The sequence below is a fragment of the Wohlfahrtiimonas sp. XWW7 genome (genome assembly GCF_056716055.1).
Map to the genome: position 1 here is coordinate 266,185 of NZ_CP168032.1, position 23,747 is coordinate 289,931.

Annotated in this window: 20 protein-coding genes; 4 read left to right on the plus strand and 16 right to left on the minus strand. The window is 37.6% G+C overall.

What is annotated here, in order from left to right; translation table 11 throughout:
- Positions 1 to 86 precede the first annotated feature (86 nt).
- The 10 genes from ubiB to polA all read right to left on the minus strand — a co-directional run bounded on the left by ubiB (position 87) and on the right by polA (position 12,486).
- Positions 87 to 1,712, minus strand: coding sequence for a ubiquinone biosynthesis regulatory protein kinase UbiB (gene ubiB / locus ACA100_RS01350; protein WP_481078227.1), 1,626 nt, complete (start codon positions 1,710 to 1,712; stop codon positions 87 to 89).
- Between the two features lie 20 nt (positions 1,713 to 1,732).
- Positions 1,733 to 2,482 carry a bifunctional demethylmenaquinone methyltransferase/2-methoxy-6-polyprenyl-1,4-benzoquinol methylase UbiE gene (gene ubiE, locus ACA100_RS01355; protein WP_481078228.1) on the minus strand — a complete coding sequence of 250 codons (750 nt, stop codon included), beginning with the start codon at positions 2,480 to 2,482 and terminating at the stop codon, positions 1,733 to 1,735.
- A 19-nt stretch (positions 2,483 to 2,501) separates the two neighbouring features.
- The gene (gene aroE, locus ACA100_RS01360) at positions 2,502 to 3,332 is read right to left on the minus strand and encodes a shikimate dehydrogenase (protein ID WP_481078229.1); all 831 of its coding nucleotides are present in this window, start codon (positions 3,330 to 3,332) and stop codon (positions 2,502 to 2,504) included.
- Positions 3,333 to 3,341: 9 nt separating this feature from the next.
- On the minus strand, positions 3,342 to 5,210 hold the full coding sequence (gene mutL, locus ACA100_RS01365; protein ID WP_481078230.1) for a DNA mismatch repair endonuclease MutL: 1,869 nt from the start codon (positions 5,208 to 5,210) through the stop codon (positions 3,342 to 3,344).
- A 65-nt stretch (positions 5,211 to 5,275) separates the two neighbouring features.
- The gene (bamC, locus tag ACA100_RS01370; RefSeq protein WP_481078231.1) at positions 5,276 to 6,322 is read right to left on the minus strand and encodes an outer membrane protein assembly factor BamC; all 1,047 of its coding nucleotides are present in this window, start codon (positions 6,320 to 6,322) and stop codon (positions 5,276 to 5,278) included.
- A gap of 73 nt (positions 6,323 to 6,395) precedes the next feature.
- The gene (dapA, locus tag ACA100_RS01375; RefSeq protein ID WP_481078232.1) at positions 6,396 to 7,262 is read right to left on the minus strand and encodes a 4-hydroxy-tetrahydrodipicolinate synthase; all 867 of its coding nucleotides are present in this window, start codon (positions 7,260 to 7,262) and stop codon (positions 6,396 to 6,398) included.
- Between the two features lie 61 nt (positions 7,263 to 7,323).
- Positions 7,324 to 8,091 (minus strand): exodeoxyribonuclease III, encoded by a 768-nt coding sequence (gene xth / locus ACA100_RS01380; RefSeq protein WP_481078233.1) that lies wholly within the window; start codon positions 8,089 to 8,091, stop codon positions 7,324 to 7,326.
- A gap of 50 nt (positions 8,092 to 8,141) precedes the next feature.
- Positions 8,142 to 8,642 carry a pilin gene (locus ACA100_RS01385; RefSeq protein ID WP_481078234.1) on the minus strand — a complete coding sequence of 167 codons (501 nt, stop codon included), beginning with the start codon at positions 8,640 to 8,642 and terminating at the stop codon, positions 8,142 to 8,144.
- 130 nt (positions 8,643 to 8,772) lie between these two features.
- Complete coding sequence (locus ACA100_RS01390; RefSeq protein WP_481078235.1) at positions 8,773 to 9,735, minus strand: DUF1152 domain-containing protein; 963 nt, start codon at positions 9,733 to 9,735, stop codon at positions 8,773 to 8,775.
- Positions 9,736 to 9,741: 6 nt separating this feature from the next.
- Positions 9,742 to 12,486, minus strand: a complete 2,745-nt coding sequence (polA, locus tag ACA100_RS01395; protein WP_481078236.1) for a DNA polymerase I — start codon at positions 12,484 to 12,486, stop codon at positions 9,742 to 9,744.
- Between the two features lie 96 nt (positions 12,487 to 12,582).
- Between polA and ACA100_RS01400 the strand changes: the two genes are divergently transcribed.
- From ACA100_RS01400 to ACA100_RS01415, 4 genes are read left to right on the plus strand one after another with little or no spacing between them, the layout of a single operon-like run.
- Complete coding sequence (locus ACA100_RS01400; protein ID WP_481078237.1) at positions 12,583 to 12,927, plus strand: GtrA family protein; 345 nt, start codon at positions 12,583 to 12,585, stop codon at positions 12,925 to 12,927.
- An 18-nt stretch (positions 12,928 to 12,945) separates the two neighbouring features.
- Entirely contained in the window at positions 12,946 to 13,872 is a 927-nt protein-coding gene (locus ACA100_RS01405; protein ID WP_481078238.1) for a glycosyltransferase family 2 protein, read from the plus strand.
- Positions 13,865 to 15,502, plus strand: a complete 1,638-nt coding sequence (locus tag ACA100_RS01410; protein WP_481078239.1) for a DUF6056 family protein — start codon at positions 13,865 to 13,867, stop codon at positions 15,500 to 15,502. Before ACA100_RS01405 ends, ACA100_RS01410 begins: the two co-directional genes overlap by 8 nt.
- A 6-nt stretch (positions 15,503 to 15,508) precedes the next feature.
- Positions 15,509 to 16,879, plus strand: coding sequence for a phosphohexomutase domain-containing protein (locus tag ACA100_RS01415; RefSeq protein ID WP_481078240.1), 1,371 nt, complete (start codon positions 15,509 to 15,511; stop codon positions 16,877 to 16,879).
- Positions 16,880 to 16,921: 42 nt separating this feature from the next.
- Here the strand turns inward: ACA100_RS01415 and galE are convergent, their stop codons facing one another.
- From galE to ACA100_RS01445, 6 genes are read right to left on the minus strand one after another with little or no spacing between them, the layout of a single operon-like run.
- Complete coding sequence (galE, locus tag ACA100_RS01420; protein WP_481078241.1) at positions 16,922 to 17,941, minus strand: UDP-glucose 4-epimerase GalE; 1,020 nt, start codon at positions 17,939 to 17,941, stop codon at positions 16,922 to 16,924.
- Complete coding sequence (gene pgi, locus ACA100_RS01425) at positions 17,934 to 19,553, minus strand: glucose-6-phosphate isomerase (protein WP_481078242.1); 1,620 nt, start codon at positions 19,551 to 19,553, stop codon at positions 17,934 to 17,936. Before pgi ends, galE begins: the two co-directional genes overlap by 8 nt.
- The gene (locus ACA100_RS01430; protein ID WP_481078243.1) at positions 19,550 to 20,800 is read right to left on the minus strand and encodes a nucleotide sugar dehydrogenase; all 1,251 of its coding nucleotides are present in this window, start codon (positions 20,798 to 20,800) and stop codon (positions 19,550 to 19,552) included. The genes pgi and ACA100_RS01430 overlap by 4 nt, the downstream gene beginning before the upstream one ends.
- Positions 20,797 to 21,675, minus strand: coding sequence for a UTP--glucose-1-phosphate uridylyltransferase GalU (gene galU, locus ACA100_RS01435; protein WP_481078244.1), 879 nt, complete (start codon positions 21,673 to 21,675; stop codon positions 20,797 to 20,799). The genes ACA100_RS01430 and galU overlap by 4 nt, the downstream gene beginning before the upstream one ends.
- Before the next feature lie 16 nt (positions 21,676 to 21,691).
- Positions 21,692 to 22,834, minus strand: a complete 1,143-nt coding sequence (locus tag ACA100_RS01440) for a glycosyltransferase family 4 protein (RefSeq protein WP_481078245.1) — start codon at positions 22,832 to 22,834, stop codon at positions 21,692 to 21,694.
- Positions 22,835 to 22,840: 6 nt separating this feature from the next.
- Positions 22,841 to 23,743, minus strand: a complete 903-nt coding sequence (locus ACA100_RS01445; RefSeq protein ID WP_481078246.1) for a glycosyl transferase — start codon at positions 23,741 to 23,743, stop codon at positions 22,841 to 22,843.
- Positions 23,744 to 23,747 lie beyond the last annotated feature (4 nt).

Consider the following 23,747-nt stretch of genomic DNA (forward strand, 5'->3'; position numbering starts at 1 on the left):
ATCTTAGTAATTTTAACGACTTGTGATGCAAATCACCGAATGATTATAACGAAATTTTTTCGATGCATGGCATCTTTACAATCTCTTTACTCCCTCAATGCCTGATAAAATGCCAGTATTGACAATATTATCAAACAACCCCCAATCCATTCTTCTAGATTGCCCCAGCCAATAATAGTGGAAACAAATACCACAGCACCTATTAAAGCATAAATTTTTCTTGTTGTTTGTTTTGCCTGAATCTTCTGATATTTTTCTAATACTCTATCATTAATATCAACTTTTAGTTTGCCTCTCACCATATCTTGTGAGATTAAAAATGCATTTTGCATCGCTTCTGGCAAATTATCAACCCAGTTTGGAATGGCTCGCTGATATTTTTTCGCAACTGTTTTCACACCTTTTTGAGATTTTACAAACTTCACTAAAAAAGGTTTTGCTGTTTTCCATAAATCCAATTCAGGATATAGCTTACGGCCAATGCCTTCAATATTAAATAGAGTCTTTTGCAATAACACTAGCTGTGGCTGAACCACCATTTTAAAACGTCGGCCTGTTTGAAACAGTGACAATAACAGTCCACCAAAAGAGATTTCACTCAAAGGCTTATTAAAAATAGGATCACAAATAGAACGAATTGCTGACTCCAACTCTTCTATCGAAGTATCCGCTGGTACCCAACCTGATTCCACATGCAATTCCGCAACTCTACGGTAATCTCGATTGAAAAACGCCAAGAAATTGCTCGCCAAATAATGTTTATCTTCTTCACCCAATGTTCCGATAATGCCATAATCCAGCGCAATGTACGAAGGATTCTGCGGATCTTTAACATCCACAAAAATATTTCCTGGATGCATATCCGCGTGAAAAAAACTATCCACGAACACTTGCTTAAAAAATACTTCTACACTTAATTCAGCTAATTTTGGAATATTAACGCCGAGAGACTTTAAAGCATCAACATGATCCACAGGAATACCTGAGATTTTTTCCATCACCATAATGTCTTTAAATGTATATTGCATATAAATTTTCGGCACATACAATTCTGTAGAGCCTTCAAAATTACGTTGCAACTGCAAACCATTGGCAGCTTCTCTCGTTAAATCCAGTTCGCTTAAAATCGTGCGTTTATACTCTTGCACAACTTCAACGGGACGTAAACGATCGCCATCTGTGATGTAATTTTCCACCGCATAAGCAATCATTTCCATCAATTGTACATCACGCAAAATGACTTTCTGAATATTCGGGCGCACAACTTTAACCACAACTTCATCGCCATTTTTTAATACTGCGCTATGAACTTGCGCAATGGAAGCTGCTGCCATCGGCACTTCATCAAAACTTTCAAAAACTTCTAATAAAGGTTTTTTTAATGATTTCTCGATGATTTGAATTGCAACGGCAGAATCAAACGCTGGGACATTATCCTGCAATCTTGAGAATTCTTCGATGTATTCATCTGGAAACAGATCACTTCTTGTGGACAAGGCTTGTCCCAACTTTACAAATGTTGGCCCCAATGCTTCTAGCGCTAAACGAATGCGCACTGGTAATGGCGTTTTTTTATGTTTATTTAAAAGATTGGCCAAAGGCTTTAAAAAAACAAATAATCTAAATATTGGAATTAAAAAGACAAGCTCATATAAACCGTGACGCATCAATATCCAATGAATTCTTAAAACTCTCAACCAACGTGAAAACATAGCCAACCTTATGACATCAATTAATAAACAAAACCACGATGAATCGCAACGATTCCGCCTGTTAAATTCTTATATTCAACTTCATCAAAGCCTGCTTCTAACATCATTGATTTCATTGTTTCTTGATCTGGATGCATACGAATGGATTCCGCCAAATAGCGATAACTCTCTTCATCATTTGCAATAATTTTACCCATGAATGGCAATGCTGAAAATGAATAAAAATCATATAGCTTCGTCAATGCTGGATTATTCGTTTTAGAAAACTCCATCACAACTAAACGTCCGCCTGGCTTAATCACGCGTTGCATCTCTTTCAATGCTTTCAATTTATCCGTAACATTACGCAAACCAAAGCTGATCGTCACTAAATCAAAAGTATTATCTGGAAATGGAATCTCTTCCGCATTAATTAATTCAAATGAAATATTATTAATAAATCCTGAATTAATCACGCGTTTGCGACCTTCTTCTAACATAGATGAATTAATGTCAGACAAAACCACATGACCAGAATCACCCACACGCTTAGCAACTTTCATGGCAATCTCGCCTGTTCCACCTGCTAAATCTAAGGCTTTTTGCCCTTTGCGCGCACCTGTTAATTCGATCATCGTGCGTTTCCACAAACGATGAATACCAAAGCTCATCACATCATTCATCACATCATATTTAGATGCAACTGAATGGAAAACCTCAGCAACCTTCTCTTCTTTTTTATCTTTATCAACGGTTTGGTAGCCAAAGTCGATCTGTTCTTTATCGCTCATGATCTTTAATCCTATTCATTCAATAATCTGCGTTATATGATAACAGAACTTGGCGTAAATCTTGATAAACCATTTCTGTTTCTGGCTTCACACCGTGCCAAAACTCAAAGCTGAGTGCCGCTTGCTCTACGAGCATTCCTAAACCATCAAAAGATTTTTCCACGCCATTATCAGCCAAATATTCCATAAATACTGTTGGTTTCGTGCCGTACATCAAATCATAGCCAATCGTATCCGAATCAATTTCACAAGGCAGCGGCGTAAATTCGTTGCTCAATGAACTGCTCGTTGCATTAATGATCACATCAAATTTGCCTGATAATTTCTGCCATTCACACGCATGGATATTGCCTTCTTTGCTAAAATCTTCAGCCAATTGCACAGCTTTTTCATACGTGCGATTGCTGATCACAATTTCAGCAGGATGAGCGCGCAATAAAGGTCCTAAAATGCCTTTCGTTGCACCGCCAGCACCTAGCACTAAAATGCGTTGATCGGACAATTGCAGATGATGGCGCTCCACTAAATCACATAGCAAACCATTGCCATCTGTATTGTGCCCAATAAATTTATCATCAGAGAAACGCAAAGTATTCACAGCACTTGCTTCTTTTGCTTCGATCGTTAATTCATGAGCAAATCTAAAAGCATTCTCCTTAAAAGGCACAGTCACATTTGCGCCCAACAAGCCTTGATGAATCAACTCTGCCAATTCACCTTCAAAGTTATCTTTCGCTAAGCAAAAAGCTTTGTACTCCAACTCAATGCCACAATTACGTGCAAACATTGCATGAATCATTGGGGATCTTGAATGGGCAATGGGATTGCCTAAAACACCATATAACTGCATATTATCTCCTTATTGTCCGCGCAAAAACATACGATCTAAATCCACCATGCCAATAGAAGTCCATGTTGGTCGACCATGATTACATTGATCTGCTCTTTCCGTTCGCTCAATATCACGCAATAGCGCATTCATTTCTGGCAATGTCATTTTACGGTGATGACGAATCGCGCTATGACAAGCCATTGTGCTTAAAATTTCATTCACTGCTGCTTTAATTTTTTCACTTGAACCATAACGATCAAAGTCATCAATCACCGCCGTGATTAAACGATCAATATCCGCATTGATCAATGCAGCTGGTACTTCACGCACCACAATTTCATGATCCCCAAATACTTCCGCCACAATGCCAACTTGCGCTAATTCCTCTTGAAATTCTGCAACCGCCGCAACATGCTTGCCTTGCATCTGCATCACTTTTGGGATTAATAATGGTTGGCGAACTAGCGTTTGATTATCGTGAATATTTCGCTTGAATCGTTCATAAATAATGCGCTCATGAGCTGCATGCATATCCACCAAAACCAAACCTTGCTGATTTTCCGCCAAGATATATGCACCATGCAATTGCCCAAGCGCATAACCTAACGGCGCATCATCCACCTGTTCATTTTCACCCGCCAATGATTGCGGCTGAAACGTAGATAGTACAGGATTCACTTGTTCTGTCTTTTGATCCAAACCTAACGCAGCATAAACATTCACAGGCTGATCATTACGCGAGCCTTGAAAAGTTGAAGATGCATGATTAGCACTATAAGAAGGATTAAAGTTCAAGCGACTCTGTTGCTGCACAGGCTCTAATGTTGGCTGAACAAATTCAGCAGGCGAATCAATAGATTGAGCACTGCCTTGCATTTCTAACAGTGGTTTCGCCACAACCTGATGAATCGTTCTGAATAAGAAATCATGGACAAATCGCGCTTCACGAAAACGCACTTCATGCTTGGCAGGGTGCGCATTCACATCCACACCTTCAGGATCCATTGTTAGATAGACAATAAATGCAGGATGACGATGGCCATACAAAACATCTTGATAAGCCTGCTTAATGGCATGCGCGATCAATCGATCCTTAACCATTCGCCCATTCACGTAAACAAACTGCCAATCCGTTTGATTGCGTGAAAATGTCGGTTTAGCAATCCAACCATGCAAAGTTAATGTGCCACGTAAATCTTCAATTGTGTGCGTAAAGTAAAAGCTCTGATCTAAAAACTCTTGGCTGAAAATCGTGCCAATCCGCCGCTCTTTCTCTTCTTGAGTTTGGCAAACCTTAGTATCAAAGACAACTTTATCATTGTGCATGAGCTTAAATGCCACATCGAAACGCACCAAGGCCAAACGCTTCACGAGCTCTTCAATGTGACTAAATTCTGTGCGCTCTGTTCTTAAAAACTTTTTACGTGCGGGAACATTATAAAAAAGATCTTTAACTTCAATCGTTGTACCGAATGGATGCGCTGCTGGCATTGGCTTTTCAATTTCATCATTGCCAACACCTGTGACTTTAAATCCGTGATTCGCATCTTCTGTTCGCGTTGTTAATGTCAATTCAGAAACAGAGGCAATGCTTGCTAAAGCTTCCCCTCGAAATCCCAAACTTTGTACACGAATCAAATCATTAGAATCACGAATTTTACTTGTCGCATGGCTTGTGAGCGCTAGCAAAAGATCCTCTTCATGAATACCGCTGCCATTGTCCCGAATCGTGATTTTCTTAGCGCCGCCCTCATGAATTTCCACAAGAATTTCAGTAGAACCTGCATCAATACTATTTTCCACAAGCTCTTTCACCACAGAAACAGGACGCTCGATCACTTCGCCTGCGGCTATTTGATTGATCACTTGAGGAGATAATTTTTGGATTCTTTTCATAATTTCCATCGCACAAAAAAGAAACGCCTGTCAAACAGGCGCTTTTTAAATAATGATTGATTCAATTAATGCAAGCTTGTTCTCAAGCGCTGCATGATTTCATCTTTTGGCATACCATCTAATGATTCAATGTTAATCGCTGTGCTATTCTTGCCATGTGCATTCATTGTCACTTTAAAGCGATAGTAAATGGACTCTTTTTCCTGCCAGAATTTAATGCCGCCGCCTTTAGTTTTATTCGGATCACGCTGTAAAACCATATAACTATGATCACGACTATTTTGTGATTCAATCTTGAATGTTGCACCATCATCTAGCACATTACCCACTTGAATCCAAACAGACTCTAAAGGACGGTTGATCACAACACCATTTGATGTTTCATCCATAACCATTGAATTGGCATTTTTTACTTCTTTTGGATTTGCAACACCTAACTTAGCTGCTAAACGAGAGATCATTTCTGCTTCTAATTCAGAATCTCTTGGACGATCAACCCATTTATGGAATTCATTATCACGACCTGAAGTTTGATCCTTCATACCATAATGCGTTACATAAACAAGCACTTCACCTTTTGATCCACGCTCTAAACGAATTCTAAATTTATCACGCGTTGGCGATGAGAATACGCTATCCATTGTTGATTTCAACAATTGACGAATCCATGAATCTGGAACATCCGCTCTATTTTCAGCCCAACCAGATTCCAAAATACCCGCTTCTGGATTTTGAATTTCAATTGGCAAGCCTACTTCTTGGAATAACTGAACAGATCTAGACCATACATATTCTGCTGGTAAAGTTGTTGCGATCCAACGAGTTTCGCCTGAACGCTCAATGCGAACAGCATCCGATGAAACCAATACACGATTCGACAAGTTATTACGGTTATTCACTTGTTTTTGATAATCGCTTAACATCTGTGTTGTGCGATTATTGCTATCCACATTGCCACTACGACCCACTAAATCTGGTGGCAACTCTAATGGATTAACAGATGATGCCTGTAAATAGTCCAATCGACCTTTAGGTTGAATTGAGCTCGTAGAACAACCTGAAAGTACAATCAAGCCGGCAAGACCACCTATTAACGCTTTGTTATATTTCATATAAATTTCCGAATAGTTTTGATAAACATATTAACTTCATAAAATTGTGCGATATTATAGCAATAAATTACGCTTACGGTAATTTTGCGATCAAATCCTGCATAGTTAAATGATATTGTTTATCTAAACTCATCAATGGTAAACGGATTCCGCCTTGGATTTTACCCATTTCTTTCAAGATCCACTTCGCAGGAATTGGGTTCGCTTCAATGAATAATAAACGGTGCAATTCTGAAATTTCGCCATTCAAGCTTTCAGCTTTTTCACGATCACCAGCCATAGCAGCTTGAGTCATTTTATGCATTTGTAATGGCGCAACATTTGCGGATACTGAAATCACACCTTTTGCACCACGTAAAATCGCTTCACATGCTAAACCATCTTCGCCTGTCCAAACTGAAAAACCTTCATCTAGCTTATCCAATAAAACATCCATACGTTCTAATGTTGAAGCTTCTTTGATGCCGATGATGTTATCAATTTTCGATAAACGCTCAACTGTTTCTGGTAACAAATCAACGCCCGTGCGACCTGGCACATTGTATAAAATTTGCGGAATATCCACAGATTCAGCAATCAACTTATAATGCTGATATAAACCTTCTTGTGTTGGTTTATTGTAATAAGGCGTCACCAATAAACATGCTTGAGCACCATCTTCCGCTGCCCAATGCGTTAATTTCAACGCTTCTAATGTTGAGTTTGAGCCTGTTCCCGCAATGACTGGTAAACGACCATCGGCAAATTCCACAACTTTACGGATAACTTGACGATGTTCTTCATAATCAAGTGTTGCTGATTCACCAGTTGTGCCCACTGCTACAATTGCATCTGTCTTGTTGACAACATGGAACTCAACTAATTTCTCTAAAGCTCCATAATCAACGCGACCATCTGGATACATTGGTGTAACAATAGCAACGATACTTCCCGTAAACATTCAATTCCCCTTTGATATTTCAAGTATTTCTATACGATAAACTCTTTATACAATAATTTATTTAATCCTTTAAGTAAATAGCCACAGGCGCATGATCGGAAGGTCGCTCTTTTGCTCGTACATCCCGCAAAACTTCGGATTTCATTAATCGTGAGGAAACATTCTTAGATAATAAGAAATGATCAATTCTCATACCTTCATCTTTTTCAAATTGGCCTTGACGATAATCCCACCAAGTGAACATTGGATCTTGTGTCGCAAATACACGCAATGCATCCACAAATCCCAAAGCCAACATGCCATTGAATGCGGCACGTTCTTTATCAGAACAGAGAATCTTGCCTTGCCACAATTCAGGTGCATAAACATCTTCATCTTTTGGCACAATATTAAAATCGCCCATCACAACGACATTTTCATATTGATCTAAAGCACTTTTTAAATAATCATGAAAAGCTGCAAGCCATTTTAATTTGTATTCATATTTTTCAGAGCCAACTTCTTGGCCATTTGGCACATAAACATTAATCACACGATAATCACCAATCGTTGCTGCAATCAAACGCTGTTGATCATCTTCAAAATTCGGCAATTGAATCTCCACATCTTTTGGCTCAATTTGGCTGATCAATGCAACGCCATTGTAAGCTTTTTGCCCACTTGCAATTGCGTGATAACCTAAGGCTTTTACAGCATCGAAAGGAAACATTGCTGTTTCGCATTTCAATTCCTGCAAACCAATGATTGCTGGCTTCACATCTTTCAATAACTCTTCTAAATGCGCTTGGCGCACATTAACGGAATTCACATTCCATGTAATGATTTTCATAATTTCCCTTTTACCCATAAAGCATATTCACAACATTATAGACAATACTTTTAATAAGCAATGGTCGAACCTGATGATTCTCTATACAGCCCAACCTGTTCACGGCAATTACCCGGCAACATTTTCATTTCTAATCGATGGACTTCATGGCATTGCCAAATTATTTCACCATGATCATTAAACGCCGCCTTTAAAAACAGAAGCGCATTATCAGCCAACTTATCATTGTAAATAATTTTGATTTTACCTTGCGGCAAGATCTCTATCGCTTTCACAGATTGTCCTGTTATTTGATTCGGCTCAGCTAAACCTGCTTCTTGATTATTCATCGGAAATCTTTTTTCTTGCTCATAAAAATCAGCACTTGCAGCTTTCGCACCTGCCGACAGTACCATGCCTTCAGCAACATAAGTACGTTTTGTATAATCTTTTGAAGCACACATCGAAAACATATTTGCAATACTAATAATGATCCCAACAACTAAAAATATAACAAGGGCTCTCTTCCATTTTTGTATTGTTGGCTTCTTGGGTTTTGATATATCTTGCATATGTTTATTTTAACTCCCTACAATTTGCGGGCAAAAGTTGTGTGAAATTTTTCATAATTTTATTCTTATTATTTGTAAGTTTATAATTATACAATAAAAAAGCGCCATCCAATGGATCGCGCTTATATTACTAAACTAATGGTATTTTCATGTCTGATCGCAAGGTATGCGTTGCGTAATATAAACGATATGCTTGAACAACACCTTGCATTGTGTAAGTATCTAGTGCTCTATCTCTAAAGACTATTTTTTGGGCAATAGTTCTCGCCTCAAAAAACCAACAGATTGGCATCAATGGGTTAATATATTGTTCAGAATTTTTAGTGCGTTTAGAGTGATGAAAATCACCATATTCTCCTCTCATAGCATGGGCAATCGAGTTCACAACAATGCTCTGGTGTTTTAGCTGATCATTTAAATAATCTGTCAACGCTAAGAACTCTTGCCCTTCTTTCATATTTTTGGTTAAAGATAGGCAACCTAAAAATGCATCCAATTTAGTTAACGTTGAAATATTTTCTAAACAAGCATAATGATTTAACTTATGAAAATTTTCTACGCCAAAACCTATTGACATTAAATACACATCAGGGACTTTAGCTTCTGTTGCTGCCAAGATTGAACATGCATCTTCGACAATAGTTGCAACACCCGATTCATCCCCAAACATTAAACTATCTGTGCCACCATCAACTAAAACAACAGTATCAATCTCATATTTTTCCACAATTGCTTGATATGCATTTTTTAAAGGAATTACACCAATTTGATTAGAAAATGCGTACATTACAGGCGTTTCATTATGTACTTCATATAACCAATTTAGAATATGTTTTTCAGGGAAATAATCACCATAACGAACATCTTCAGAAATTTTTGATGTTCTTAAAACCTCATAACAGCCTGCAACCAACTCTTTGCAATCACTATTACCCACAGCTGCAAATGATAAATTGGCTAAATAAACTTCACAGCCTTGTGCTTTTAAATAAAGATATAAAAACACACCATTAGCAATATCATAGCCACCACCCGCACCAGCCAATAATATTTTCTGAGCTTTTTTCATTTTTGCTAAAAAAGGTATTTCCATAATATTTTAATGAACCTCATCCCAATTATCACCAATTGCCACTTCAACTTTTAATGGCACTTTTAATTCAATGACTTTTTCCATCGCATTTTTAAGTAATGTTGCTGCTGCTTCCGCATCTTTTTCCACAACTTCTAGAATCAATTCATCGTGCACTTGTAATAACATTTTTGCATCTAAACCTGATGCTACTAATTGTTGATCCACTTCGATCATCGCTAATTTAATAATATCCGCAGCTGTGCCTTGCAATGGTGCATTCACCGCAACACGTTCAGCGCCTGATTTCATCATATGATTCGTACTATTGATATCAGGTAATGGCAAACGGCGACCTAACAATGTTTCCACATAACCCAATTGACGGGCTTTATCTTTAGCATCTTCCATGAACTGCAAAATGCTCGGATAACGGCTGAAATAACGCTGAATATAATCCTGCGCTTGCGCCCGAGCAATGCCCAACTGCTTCGCCAAACCAAATGCGCCCATTCCATAGATCAAACCAAAGTTAATCGCTTTCGCTGAACGACGCAATTCACCTGAAACTTCCTCTAATGGCGTATGGAAAACTTCTGAAGCTGTTGCTCTATGAATATCTAAATCATTTTTAAACGCCGCAATCAATGTTTCATCGCCTGAAAAATGCGCCATCAAACGCAATTCAATTTGTGAATAGTCAGCAGAGATCATTTTATAACCATCTTTCGCAATGAAAGCTTGGCGAATTTTTCGACCTTCTTCTGTACGCACAGGAATATTTTGTAGATTTGGCTTCGATGAAGACAATCGCCCAGTTGAAGTTAAAGCTTGATTAAATGATGTATGAATGCGTTTGGTTGTCGCATCCACTTCTGCAACTAGAGCATCTGTATAAGTGGATTTCAACTTAGATAATTCACGATATTCAATGATGTGCTTTGGCAATGGGAAATCAAGCGCCAATTCTTGAAGCACCTCTTCATTCGTGGAAGGCTGCCCTTTCGCCGTTTTCTTAATCACAGGCAAGCCCAATTTACCAAATAGAATTTCACCTAACTGCTTCGGCGAACTCAAGTTAAACTCTTCACCTGCCAAATGATAAACTTCGTTTTCTAACTTCGTTAAACGCTCTGCCAACTCTGCACTGAATGCTTCTAGATGATCTACATCCACCAAAATCCCATCATGTTCCATTTTCGCTAAAACCGTTAACAATGGCATTTCGATCGTTTCATACAGTGATTTCAACGATTCAATAGAATCCACTCTCGGCTTCAGAGCTTGCCATAAACGCAATGTGATATCGGCATCTTCCGCTGCGTAGTGCGTTGCAGTTTCTAATGGTATTTCATTGAAAGTCTTTTGCGCGCGACCTTTGCCTGCGATCTCTTCAAATGGTGTTGTTGTATGATCAAGATATTTCAGCGCAAGATCATCCATGTTGTGCTTTTCTGTGGCATTCCAAACATAACTCGCGAGCATCGTATCATCTGCAATGCCATTTAACGTAATACCGTAGCGTTGCAAAATGTGCCAATCAAACTTGAGGTTTTGCCCGACTTTAGCAATTTCAGGATTTTCTAACACTGGTTTCAAGCGTGCAATGACATCTTGCAAAGACAACTGCTCAGGTGCAACCAATAGATCATGCTGAACAGGAATATAAATGCCTTCACCTGCTGCAATCGATAACGAAATGCCAACTAATTTCGCTTGCATGAAATCCAATCCATCGGTTTCTGTATCAATGGCTAAACGATAAGCTTTAGGAATACGCGCAATATAAGCATCCAAATCCTTCAATGTTGTAATCGCACGGTAATCCTGAAAATCAGGCTTGCGAGGCATGATCCATTCTGTTGTTCTAGGTGCTGACACAATTGTATTCAACATTGGCTTAAATGTACTATTGGGCTTTCCTGCCAGCAATTGCTTCAATAAAGAGTGGAACTCAAACTCTGTATAAAGCTCTGTTAACCCTTCTACATTTGCATCACGCAATTCCAACTCTTCTACTTTGTATGGCAATTCTGCATCCATCACCAAAGTTGTAAGCTTTTTAGACAGCGCCAACTGATCCATCGAGTTACGCAAACGCTCACCAACTTTACCTTTAATTTTTTCAGCATTTTCTATAATGCCTTCCAGCGTTTGATACTCTGCCAACCATTTGGCCGCTGTTTTTGGCCCAACGCCTTCAACACCTGGAATATTATCGGCTTTATCGCCCATTAATGATAAATAATCGCGAATGGATTCAGGATAAACGCCATGTTTATCAAACACACCATCACGATCAATCATTTGATTTTTCATGCCATCATACATTTTGATCTGATCATCCACGAGCTGCGCCAAATCTTTATCGCTCGATGCAATGATCACATTAAAGCCTTTCTCTTTAGCCTCAATGGATAATGTTGCAATCACATCATCTGCTTCGATGCCATCGATGATTAAACGTGGCAAACCCATCAAATCCACAACATCCATTAAGGGTGCAATTTGTTCACGCAGATCATCTGGCATCGGCGGACGATGCGCTTTGTAATCAGCGTAAATATCACTTCTAAAACTTTTACTTTTCGCATCGAAAGTGACAGCAACATATGCAGGATCAAAACTATCCAATAACTTTTGAAACATCGTAATCACACCGCGAATCGCCCCAGTTGGACGGCCAGCTCTTGTCGTTAAAGGTGGCAAAGCATGATAAGCGCGGAATAAAAAGTTAGAACCATCGATGATTAAGAAAGTTTTGTTAGACATGATTTTCCAGATGTTGATAATTAAGTAGAATGATTTTACATGATTATCCCCAAAAGTTTACAATGCGACTCTTAATAATCAAATATTAGAATCATTATGTTCTTAAAATATATATCTATTGGTGTTCTGAATACCTGCTTGCATTGGTTATTTTTTGGTGTTTGTATTGCACTACTGGATTTTAGCCAATCTACAGCCAATTTGATTGGATTTATGGTTGCGGTTACTTTTTCTTTTTTTATGAATGCTAAATTTACATTTAATAAAAGCCCAACAAGCCTGCGATATATTTTATTCACCTTATTTATGGGCATGTTGAGTTATACTACTGGGTTAATTGCAGATAAATTTAACCTACATCCTATTATGACGCTCATTTCATTTTCAATAATCAGCTTGATGTTAGGTTATCTCTATTCAAAATGGATCGTATTTAAATAAATGTGACAATAAAATATTATGAAAATTTCCCTAATCATCCCTGTTTATAATGAAGAAGCAGCCATTCCCATCTTTTATAACGCAATTAAAGATGCAGAATTTTTAAAAGATTATGACATAGAAATGGTCTTCATTAATGATGGCAGCCGCGACCAAACTGAAAATCTCATTAATATGCTAGAAAAATCAGATTCTTCAGTAACAGCTTTAAGTTTCACAAGAAATTTCGGTAAAGAACCTGCGTTATTTGCTGGTTTAGAACATGCAACTGGCGATGCTGTGATTCCTATCGATGTCGATTTACAAGATCCTATTGAAATCATTCCTGAGTTGATTCAAAAATGGCAAGAAGGTTTCGATGTCGTGTTAGCAAAAAGAGTCGATCGCTCAAGTGACAGCGCTATCAAAAGAAAATCAGCAGAGCTATTCTATAAGTTACACAACAAAATTAGCCAGCCAAAAATTGAAGAGAATGTTGGTGACTTTCGTTTAATGTCTCGCGAAGTTGTCGAAAACATCAAACAACTGCCAGAACGCAATCTATTCATGAAAGGCGTTTTATCTTGGGTTGGTGGTAAAACAGCAATTGTTGAATATACACGCGCAGAAAGATCCGCAGGTAATACAAAATTCAATGGTTGGAAACTATGGAACCTAGCTTTAGAAGGCATTACAAGTTTTTCAACTGCACCACTTCGCATTTGGACTTATATAGGATTTTTTGTTGCAAGCTTTGCGTTTCTGTATGGTGTTTATATGATGCTCAATAAACTATTCTTTGGAAACCCTGTGCCTGGTTACCCTTCACTACTTGTATCCATTCTGTTTTTAGGTGGCATTCAATTAATCGGCATCGGAGTACTTGGTGAATATATTGGAAGAATTTACATTGAAACCAAACAGCGCCCTAAGTTTATTTTAAAGAGTAGAAAACACGATGATTAATGATACATTTCAAAAAAGCAGATCTCTACAAATCTTATTCTCTTTGCCAATAATCATTGGCTTTTTGTTGGTTGCGTACATTACCTATCTAAGCCCTATGCAATCCGATGATTTCTCATATTACAATTTAGGCCTTAGCCTCGATAAACATATCAATCATTATCTTACATGGAGTGGCAGATTTTTTGCTGATTACATCAGTGTTGCATTACTACATATCCCTAATAAAGCCGTACAAAGCTCTATTATCTCTTGTTCTGCGATATTGATGATTTTTTTAATATCCTATCTACCCTCATATATCCTCAAACAGAAATATTCTATTCTGTCTTTTATTTTACTATTTATTATTTATTGGGTAACTAATCCGACACTTGGGCAAACTTTATTTTGGGTTGTTGGAGCTGCTAACTATCTTTATACCAACCTATTAATTGTTATATATCTATTCCTACTCACTCTGTATTATCAAAAACGTAATTATATTTCATACATTCTGCTTATATTAATTTCCAGCATAGTCGGATTTAGCAGTGAAAATACGACTTGGATTGTCCTACTTTTTTCCTTAAGTACTTCTTTCATTATCTACAAAAAAAACTCTGACTACAAAGTTTGGCTATCCTCTGTCCTTGTTGTCACTTCCTTTAGCTTCATGATATTTAGTCCTGGTAACTCAGCCAGAGCTCATAGTGGAGCATTTGATGATTTTTATGCCTTAAGCTTTTTTACACGAATTTTTCAATTTGTAGCCTATACATTACCAACTGGGCTCACTAAAATGACCCCGATTATCCTACCAACCTCTTTATTATTTTGGATTGCTTGTAAAAACAATTTACCTAAACAGCTCAGAACTATTTGTCTAACTCTTTTTTCATTATCATTTTTAAGCCTTTCTTCAATGGTTATGTCACCACTATTATCCTCACGATCTTTAAGTGGTCCGATTCTATTTTTGTTATTATCTAATGGCATACTTATTCATTTCTTATTGTCTACACAAATTAAATATTTTCGGAAGCTATTATGGTCTTTATATATAGTTTTATCGTGTATATTTATAATCTCTGCTTCATTAATATTTAAGTCTTATTTATCATTACACTATCAAGAAAAATTGATATTAGAAGAAATTTCTACAACAAAAGAAAAGAAACTAACATCTATCATTCTACCCGATTTTTACTATCCTCCTTCACTCAGAAAAAGAGATGCTTTAGATCAACATGTTGATACTCAAGCAATGGGAGATTTTTATCAAACTTCAAAAATCACAATACTTCCCATGGAGTATGATTATTCTCTTATCAAGAGATATCCTGCTAAAGTTATAAATTCAGAAAAATCTATATTCAAACAGTGGTATCACAATGGTTCGACATTGATTCTGTCATCCTCACAGGATTTAACTTCTGATCATAAATATATACATCTAAAAATAATGGGGGCAAATGGTAAGCTATACGAAATATCACGTCCATTAATTACCCTAGCGATCAATAATCAATATCTCATGGGAGTTAAGTTTAAAAACCTTCCAAATAATATTCAAAGTATCAGCTATAACATCACATCTAGCAACGTAAAGCCTCAAGGCACATTATTCACAACCATTTATTCAAAGTAAAAATTTATGATGAACTTAACCTGCTTCAAAGCCTACGACATTCGTGGCAAACTCGGTACAGAACTCAACGAAGAGATCGCCTACAGAATTGGCCGTGCTTATGGTCAAATTTATCAACCAAAAACCATTGTTGTGGGCTGTGATGTTCGTTTAACAAGCGAATCACTCAAGCAAGCAACGATTCAAGGATTGAATGATGCTGGTGTCAACGTTTTAGATTTGGGCTTAACAGGTACTGAAGAAGTTTACTTTGGTGCGTTCCATTTAGATGTTCAAGGTGGCATTGAAATCACAGCCAGCCATAATCCTATGGATTATAACGGCATGAAGTTAGTGCGTGAAAATGCTCGCCCAATTGGTGCAGAAAGTGGATTAAAAGCGATTCAAACATTAGCAGAATCTGGCAACTTTAATGAAGTCAATATTAAAGGCACAACAGAACACTATAATATTTTGCCTGAATATATTGAGCATTTATTAACGTACATTGATCCAGCTAAAATTCGCCCAATGAAATTAGTGATGAATGCAGGCAATGGTGCTGCTGGCCATGTTGTGGATGCAATTGAAGATAAATTTAAAGCGCTCAATATTCCTGTTGAATTGATTAAAATTCATAATGATCCAGATGGTAATTTCCCCAATGGCATCCCTAATCCTATTTTGGTGGAAAATCGTGCCGCAACCGCCAATGCAGTCATTGAGCATCAGGCAGATGCAGGCATTGCTTGGGATGGCGATTTTGACCGCTGTTTCCTATTTGATGAAAAAGGGCAATTCATCGAAGGCTACTACATTGTAGGTTTATTGGCTCAAGCATTTTTATTGAAACAATCAGGTGAAAAAATTGTCCATGATCCTCGATTGGTTTGGAATACTTTTGATATTGTTGATCAATATAAAGGTATCGCAGTGCAATCTAAATCAGGCCATTCTTACATTAAAGAAAAAATGCGTGAACACAATGCCATTTATGGCGGTGAAATGAGTGCACATCACTATTTCCGTGATTTTTCTTATTGTGATAGTGGCATGATTCCATGGTTATTGGCCATTTCTGTGATGTCAGACACAAAACAATCATTATCTTCACTCGTTGAAAATATGATTGCTAAATTCCCATGCAGCGGAGAAATCAACTTCAAAGTTGAAGATACTCGAGTGACAATCCAAAAAATTATGGATCATTTTGCTGATCAAAATCCTCTCATTGATAAAACTGATGGCATTAGTTTAGATTTTGGTGCTTGGCGCTTAAATGTTAGAGCATCCAATACAGAACCATTGTTACGCTTAAACATCGAAAGCAGAAGTGATAAAAATCCAAAACCAATGCAAAAATATGTGGATGAGTTAACCCATATTATTCAAGCATAAAAAACCCAAAAGCGCAGAATTCTGCGCTTTTTTATGGATCATTTATTCTTGATATCCCTTAGGATTTTTCTTCTGCCAATGCCAGCTATCTGCCAGCATATCGTTCAAATCATGTTTTGCTTGCCAGCCTAATTCTGTCACAGCTCGCGTATTATCAGCATAAGAAACTGCCACATCACCTGAACGGCGCGGTGCAAACTCAAAAGCAACAGGCACATTATTCACCGCTTCAAAAGCATTTTTCACCTGCAAAACAGAATTACCATTGCCCGTACCAATGTTCCAAGCTCGGCAACCTTTATTTTGCAAACGATTATTCAATGCACATAAATGCGCTGAAGCTAAATCCACCACATGAATATAATCACGAACGCCTGTACCATCAACTGTGTCATAATCATTACCAAAGATAGATAATTTTTCACGCTTGCCAACGGCAACTTGCGTAATATACGGCATTAAATTGTTAGGAATACCTTGAGGATCTTCCCCAATTAAACCGCTTTTATGCGCACCCACAGGATTAAAATAACGCAATAACGCAATCGACCAACGATCATCCGCCAACGCTGTTTTTTCAAGCATTTGCTCTACAATCAATTTTGTATAACCATAATTATTGCTTGGCATGCCCGTTGGCATATCTTCATTCAATGGCGAAACATTCGCTTCATCATAAACTGTAGCAGATGAACTGAATACCAAATTGAATACGCCAGCTTTTTCCATCGATTTCACTAAAGTGATGGAACCTGAAATATTATTATCAAAATATGCCAGTGGAATTTTCTGGCTCTCACCTACAGCTTTTAAACCTGCAAAATGGATCACGGCATTAATATTATATTGTGTAAAAATTGCATCCAGATCATCAGAGCTACGAATATCACCTTGAATAAAAGTTAATGATTTGCCTGTCAATTGCTGCACTCTGCGCAAAGATTCCTCTGAACTATTGGATAAATTATCCAGTACAATCACTTCATGATTTGCTTCCAATAATTCAATACATGTGTGCGAACCAATATAACCCGCGCCGCCCGTTACTAAAATGCTAGCCATGTGATTTCCCCACTAATAATTGTATTAATCCCTGCGTTGATGCATCCAAATCATCTATGCTCGATGATTCCCCATTTAAAATCGGTAAAATTTGGTTAGCAATTGCTTTACCTTTTTCAACGCCCCATTGATCAAAAGGATTGATATTCCAAATGACAGATTGCACAAATACTTTGTGTTCATACAAAGCAATCAACATACCCAAAGTATGTGGATTTAATTCATCCATTAATAATGTAGAGCTTGGCTGATTCCCTTCATAATGTTGATATTTAGGTAAATTAACCAACTCCTCTTTTGATAATGATTGACTGCCAAATGCCAATAAACGAGATTGCGCCAAACAGTTCGCTAAAGCCAAATGATGTTGCTCAATCAACTCATCTTCATTATCCGCATAAGTGAATTGCTTTGCGGTATAACGCTGAATGGGCGCGATGAAATCAGAACTCACCGCTTGTGTACCTTGATGCAATAACTGATAAAATGCATGCTGAGCATTAGGCCCAACTTCGCCCCAAACAATCGGGCACGTTGTCCATTCAACATTTTCCCCATTGCGTTGAGTGGATTTACCATTGGATTCCATCTCTAACTGCTGCAAATACGCAGCAAAATATTTCATTCTGCCATCATAAGGCAAAACTGCATGGGTTTGCATATTCAGATAATTGGCATTCCAAACACCGATCATCGCTAATAATACAGGGAAATTTTCCTCAAAATCAGCAGATTGAAAGTGTTGATCCATTCTGTGCGCACCAGCTAAAAACTCTTTGAATCCATCCACACCAATTGTTAAAGCAATGGGCAAACCAATGCATGACCATAAGGAATAACGACCACCCACCCAATCCCACATTAAAAACTGTCGATCAGGATGAATGCCCCAAGCTGTCATTTTTTTAACATTAGTGGAAACCGCCACAAAATGATTATGTAAAACAGCATCACTTTGCCCCAATGCTTTAATTAACCATGATCGTACAGTTTCTGCATTGGACAATGTATCGATCGTGCCAAATGATTTGGATGAAATGATGAACAATGTCGTTTCTGGGCGTAATTGGTGCAATAAATCCGATAACTGGCTGCCATCCATTGTAGATACAAAATGCATCGTTAAAGGCTTAGCTGTTGGCACTTTAAAATCCGATAACGCATGCGTCACCATCAGCGGCCCTAAATCAGAACCGCCCACGCCAATATTCACAACATCTGTGACAACTTCGCCCGTTGCACCACGATATTGCCCTTTATGAATTTGTTCAACTAAACGATACATTCGTTGCAATTGCCCATGAACTTCTCGCGCTAAATCTGCATGTTCCTCACAATTTTCAGGCAAACGCAGCGCCCAATGCATTGCTGCGCGATTTTCTGTATCGTTAATACATTCTTGAGAAAAGAGGCGCTGAATCCAAGATTTCAGAGCTTTCTCTTCTGCCAACGTCATCAATGTATCTAGCGCATTGTGATCTAACCTTTGCTTACTAAAATCAAATGTTAAACCTTCAAAACTGCGTGAAAACTGCTGAAATCTTTCAGGATTTTTAAATAATTTGGACAAATTCGTCTGTTTTAAATGATCTGCTAATTGTTGTAATGTCATATGCGCCCAATTCCTTCATAAATAAAACCTTGATTGCGCATAAATTCGGGATCATAAATATTTCGGCCATCCAAAATCAATGGATGGTTCATTAATGTTTTCATCAATGAATAATCAGGATTATAAAATTGTGCCCATGGCGTTAAAACGCACAACGCATCAGCATTCTTTAATGCTTGATATTCATCTTGGCAGATCTCAATGCAATCATTATAAAGCTCAAAAATCTCGTGATTGGCTTGTGGATCATACAATTGAATTTTTACATCTTGCGCCAACAGTGCATCAATCATTTTATGCACTGGTGAATTATGAATGCTTGCAGTATTCTCCTTAAATGCAGCGCCCCAAATGGCAATGGTTTTATCTTTGAGATTTGTTTGATAGTAATGCCATAATTTACGGAATAAAACTTCCTTTTGATCCTCGTTGATCTCCCAAACTTGTTCCAATAAACGACTTTTACCGCCCATTTTAGAAACTTCCTTAGAGAGCATTAAAATATCTTGTGAAAAATTTTCACCACCAAAACCTGCACCTGGTGATAAATAAGTTGCACCAATTCGAGAATCTGCCGCCATTCCCTGCTTCACATTCAAAATATCTACGCCCAATTTTTCAGCCACATTGGCTAAATCATTCATATAGCTAATGCGCGTTGCCAACATGCCTGAAATGCTGAGTTTAGCAAATTCTGCATCTAAAACTGGCATGAATAAAATTTGATGATCCAATGGAAACATCGGGCGAAGCAGCTCTTTCATCATCATTTTTGTATCATCAGAGATTAAGCCAACAATCATCTGAGTTGCATTCACAAAGCTACCAATTGCATTACCTTCTTGAATGGTATCTGGCAAATATGCCCAATGATCATCAGGTAAAATTGCTTGCAACTTCTCTGTGCCATGTAATCCAAAAGTTGAACCATTGATCATTAAGCGATGCTTTAAGTCAAACTTAGCAATTTGTTGGGCGCACATTAACGCTTGCTCAATGGCCATTGGCCCATAGCAAAATAGATAACATTCTGTATGTTCTGATAGATTTTCTATGCTATCAGACAACTGAATGATGCCTTTATCATACAAATTAGATAAATGTGCCTGTAAAGATGGATCAGATATTTCAAGCAAAGGATCATCCACATCGTTGTCATGATGCCAAACAATTGTGTGACCATATCTTGCAAATACAGCAACCATCGTGGCTGCTTGCAATGTCGCACCACAAATCGCTATTTTCATGATAAATCTAGATCCTTGATCATAGTTTTAAAATCATCCCCTAAAGTTGGATGCTCGATACCATAATGCAATACCGCCTTGAGATAACCTAATTTACTACCACAGTCGAATGTTTGCCCTTGCATGCGATAGGCTTCGATCATATCTGTAGCTTGCAGCATAGCAATCGCATCCGTTAGCTGAATTTCATTACCTGCACCTTTGGGAGTTTTTTCTAATAATGCCATGATCTTTGCAGGCAATACATAACGGCCAACGACGGATAAATTAGAAGGCGCATCTGCAACTGCTGGCTTTTCCACTATGCCTTGCATCACAATGCTTTGCCCTTCACTTGGAATGCTCGCAACATCCACAATGCCATATTGATCAACCAAATGATCAGGCACTGCTTCCACCATAATTTGTGCAAATTTTGACGCATTAAAGCGTTCGATCATCGTGGTTAGATCATGATCTGCACCACTGTTTTTAATGAGCACATCTGGCAATAACACTACAAAATCATCATCACCCACAACGCTTTTCGCACACAATACAGCATGCCCAAGTCCCAATGGTGCAGGTTGGCGCACTGCTATGATTTTGACATTGTCTGGCACGATATTGGTAATTTCTGCCAATAGATCATATTTTTTCTTATTGCCTAAAGTTGTCTCTAATTCAAAATTACGATCAAAATAGTTTTCAATCGAAGCTTTGGAAGAATGAGTCACTAAAATAATCTCAGTAATGCCAGCCTTGACAGCTTCTTTCACCACATATTCGATCACAGGGCGATCCACAACTGTCACCATCTCTTTTGGAATGGCTTTGCTTGCAGGTAAAAAACGTGTGCCGAGGCCAGCAACAGGCAAAATAGCTTTTTTGATCATGATGCTCCCGTAAAAATTATGACTTAGAAATTTCAATGCCCAATAGTTTACACAATTTATGATTCACCTTGTCAGCATCAAACAGCTCTAATGCAATTTTATGACTTTCCTGCCCCATTTGATTAACTTGTTCAGAATTTTCAATGAAATAAATCATTTTTTTTGCTAAAGCTTCAGCATTCCATTTAGGCACCAAAAAGCCATTCACGCCATCGCTAACTGTTTCTCTACAACCTGGAACATCCGTTGTAATTACAGGACGACCAATCGCCATTGCTTCTTGCGTACTTCTTGGCACACCTTCACGATACGATGGTAAAACAAATACTGATGATTGATGAATCCAGTCCTGAATATTCAAAACATAACCTGGATACTCAAATAACTTTTCATTTAATAATGTATCCAATTGTTCTTGAGACAATGCCCCTTGGTTATGAGGATCAATACTGCCAAGCACTGTAAATTTTACATTGGGATATTGTGATTTAACAATTCTAGCAGCTTGAATAAAATCAAAAATACCTTTCTCTTTTAACAATCGACCAATGAATAAAAAGTTTATAGGATCAATGATTGGTTGGCTATATGTATAGTGATTTAAATCCAAGCCAATCCCGCCCAATACATCCATTTTTTTAGTCTTAATATGATAAGTTTCTAATAGATCTTTAGGATCATCAGGATTTAAAAAAATAATCTGATCCAATTTCGGCAGTGCCACTTTATATAAAAGAATCTGTACAGTTTTAATGAGCTTGGTTTTTAAGCTTTGCCCATCTGGCTGCTCAGTAAATGCATGACCTAAACCTTCTAGCATTCCAACAACATAGGGAACCTTTGCCATTTTTGCTGCCAATGTTCCGTAAACTATAGGTTTCGCAAAACAAGAAAACACTATTTGAGGTTGAATTTGTGAGATTTTTTTCTTTAACTGAAACATTGCACGGATATCAGCCAAAGGATTCAATCCTCCACGACTCATTTTGTAAGTCACAGGGATTGCGCCTAATGATTGTAAAGCATCTAACTGAGCATCATTATATTCACACACAAAAGTATAAACTTGCCAATTTTGGCTGACCAATAATTTAATCAAATCCTGCCTAAATTGAATGGTCATTGAGGCAGTTGTGCCAATGAGGATGATTTTCTTCATAACAAGTTATTCTTTCAATAAACTTAATAAAAATTCGTCAAACTGTGCATTTTCTAAAATAGAAGACCATCGATATTCTTCCATATTGGGTGAATTATTATTCAAATCAATATCTACCAGCCCTTGCCCATCTATCAAACCCTCTAACCAAATAGGTGAATAATGATGTTTAATACAAAATTGTTCTATCCAATCATATCTATTACTAATAAGCTTTAACCCCGATGCCAAATACTCTAAGGTTTTAGTGCTTGTTTGAACATTAAAAGGATAAATATCGGGCGTATAGTTCAAACCATATATAGCTTTACGATATAACTCAGGCAAATCCTGATAAGCAACTTTGCCTATACATTGTACATTATCAGTCGACTCTAAATACTTTTGGCTATCAGTCGAAATATTACCGATGACCAAAATGCTATAACCTTGTATTGCAAGCGCATGTAACATATTAACGAGCCCAATACGTGCATCTATCGTACCTGAGTAGACAATATCATATTCTTTTTCACAACTTTCTTGCATTAAAGAAAAGAATGCATCATCAACACCCATATCTCGCGTAATGTATGGACAATTGTCTGTAAAATTCAAATCGGTTTTAACAAAATTATTTAAAAATATACGGCCTTGAGGTTTTTTATTAATAACCTTTTTAATTATGTCTTTTAGACGAGAATACGGAGGAACTGATAGACTCTGGTATTCATGAATTTCAATAGCCCTACCTATCTTTTGTTTCCAAAATGGACGAGTTCCCATGAAATAAATATTAATATCATTGTCAGCATCTAGATTTTCTGCATAATCTAATTGAACACTATGTCCTTTTGACTGTAAATATTTATCATAGGCAAAGGCTTCTGGCGTATAAGCCGTTGGCTTTAATGTAATTCCGATTTTCATTTCT

Coding starts and splice junctions, on each gene's coding strand:
- ubiB (WP_481078227.1), bottom strand. CDS start 1,712: ATGTTTTCACGTTGGTTGAGAGTTTTAAGAATTCATTGGATATTGATG.
- ubiE (WP_481078228.1), bottom strand. CDS start 2,482: ATGAGCGATAAAGAACAGATCGACTTTGGCTACCAAACCGTTGATAAA.
- aroE (WP_481078229.1), bottom strand. CDS start 3,332: ATGCAGTTATATGGTGTTTTAGGCAATCCCATTGCCCATTCAAGATCC.
- mutL (WP_481078230.1), bottom strand. CDS start 5,210: ATGAAAAGAATCCAAAAATTATCTCCTCAAGTGATCAATCAAATAGCC.
- bamC (WP_481078231.1), bottom strand. CDS start 6,322: ATGAAATATAACAAAGCGTTAATAGGTGGTCTTGCCGGCTTGATTGTA.
- dapA (WP_481078232.1), bottom strand. CDS start 7,262: ATGTTTACGGGAAGTATCGTTGCTATTGTTACACCAATGTATCCAGAT.
- xth (WP_481078233.1), bottom strand. CDS start 8,091: ATGAAAATCATTACATGGAATGTGAATTCCGTTAATGTGCGCCAAGCG.
- ACA100_RS01385 (WP_481078234.1), bottom strand. CDS start 8,642: ATGCAAGATATATCAAAACCCAAGAAGCCAACAATACAAAAATGGAAG.
- ACA100_RS01390 (WP_481078235.1), bottom strand. CDS start 9,735: ATGGAAATACCTTTTTTAGCAAAAATGAAAAAAGCTCAGAAAATATTA.
- polA (WP_481078236.1), bottom strand. CDS start 12,486: ATGTCTAACAAAACTTTCTTAATCATCGATGGTTCTAACTTTTTATTC.
- ACA100_RS01400 (WP_481078237.1), top strand. CDS start 12,583: ATGTTCTTAAAATATATATCTATTGGTGTTCTGAATACCTGCTTGCAT.
- ACA100_RS01405 (WP_481078238.1), top strand. CDS start 12,946: ATGAAAATTTCCCTAATCATCCCTGTTTATAATGAAGAAGCAGCCATT.
- ACA100_RS01410 (WP_481078239.1), top strand. CDS start 13,865: ATGATTAATGATACATTTCAAAAAAGCAGATCTCTACAAATCTTATTC.
- ACA100_RS01415 (WP_481078240.1), top strand. CDS start 15,509: ATGATGAACTTAACCTGCTTCAAAGCCTACGACATTCGTGGCAAACTC.
- galE (WP_481078241.1), bottom strand. CDS start 17,941: ATGGCTAGCATTTTAGTAACGGGCGGCGCGGGTTATATTGGTTCGCAC.
- pgi (WP_481078242.1), bottom strand. CDS start 19,553: ATGACATTACAACAATTAGCAGATCATTTAAAACAGACGAATTTGTCC.
- ACA100_RS01430 (WP_481078243.1), bottom strand. CDS start 20,800: ATGAAAATAGCGATTTGTGGTGCGACATTGCAAGCAGCCACGATGGTT.
- galU (WP_481078244.1), bottom strand. CDS start 21,675: ATGATCAAAAAAGCTATTTTGCCTGTTGCTGGCCTCGGCACACGTTTT.
- ACA100_RS01440 (WP_481078245.1), bottom strand. CDS start 22,834: ATGAAGAAAATCATCCTCATTGGCACAACTGCCTCAATGACCATTCAA.
- ACA100_RS01445 (WP_481078246.1), bottom strand. CDS start 23,743: ATGAAAATCGGAATTACATTAAAGCCAACGGCTTATACGCCAGAAGCC.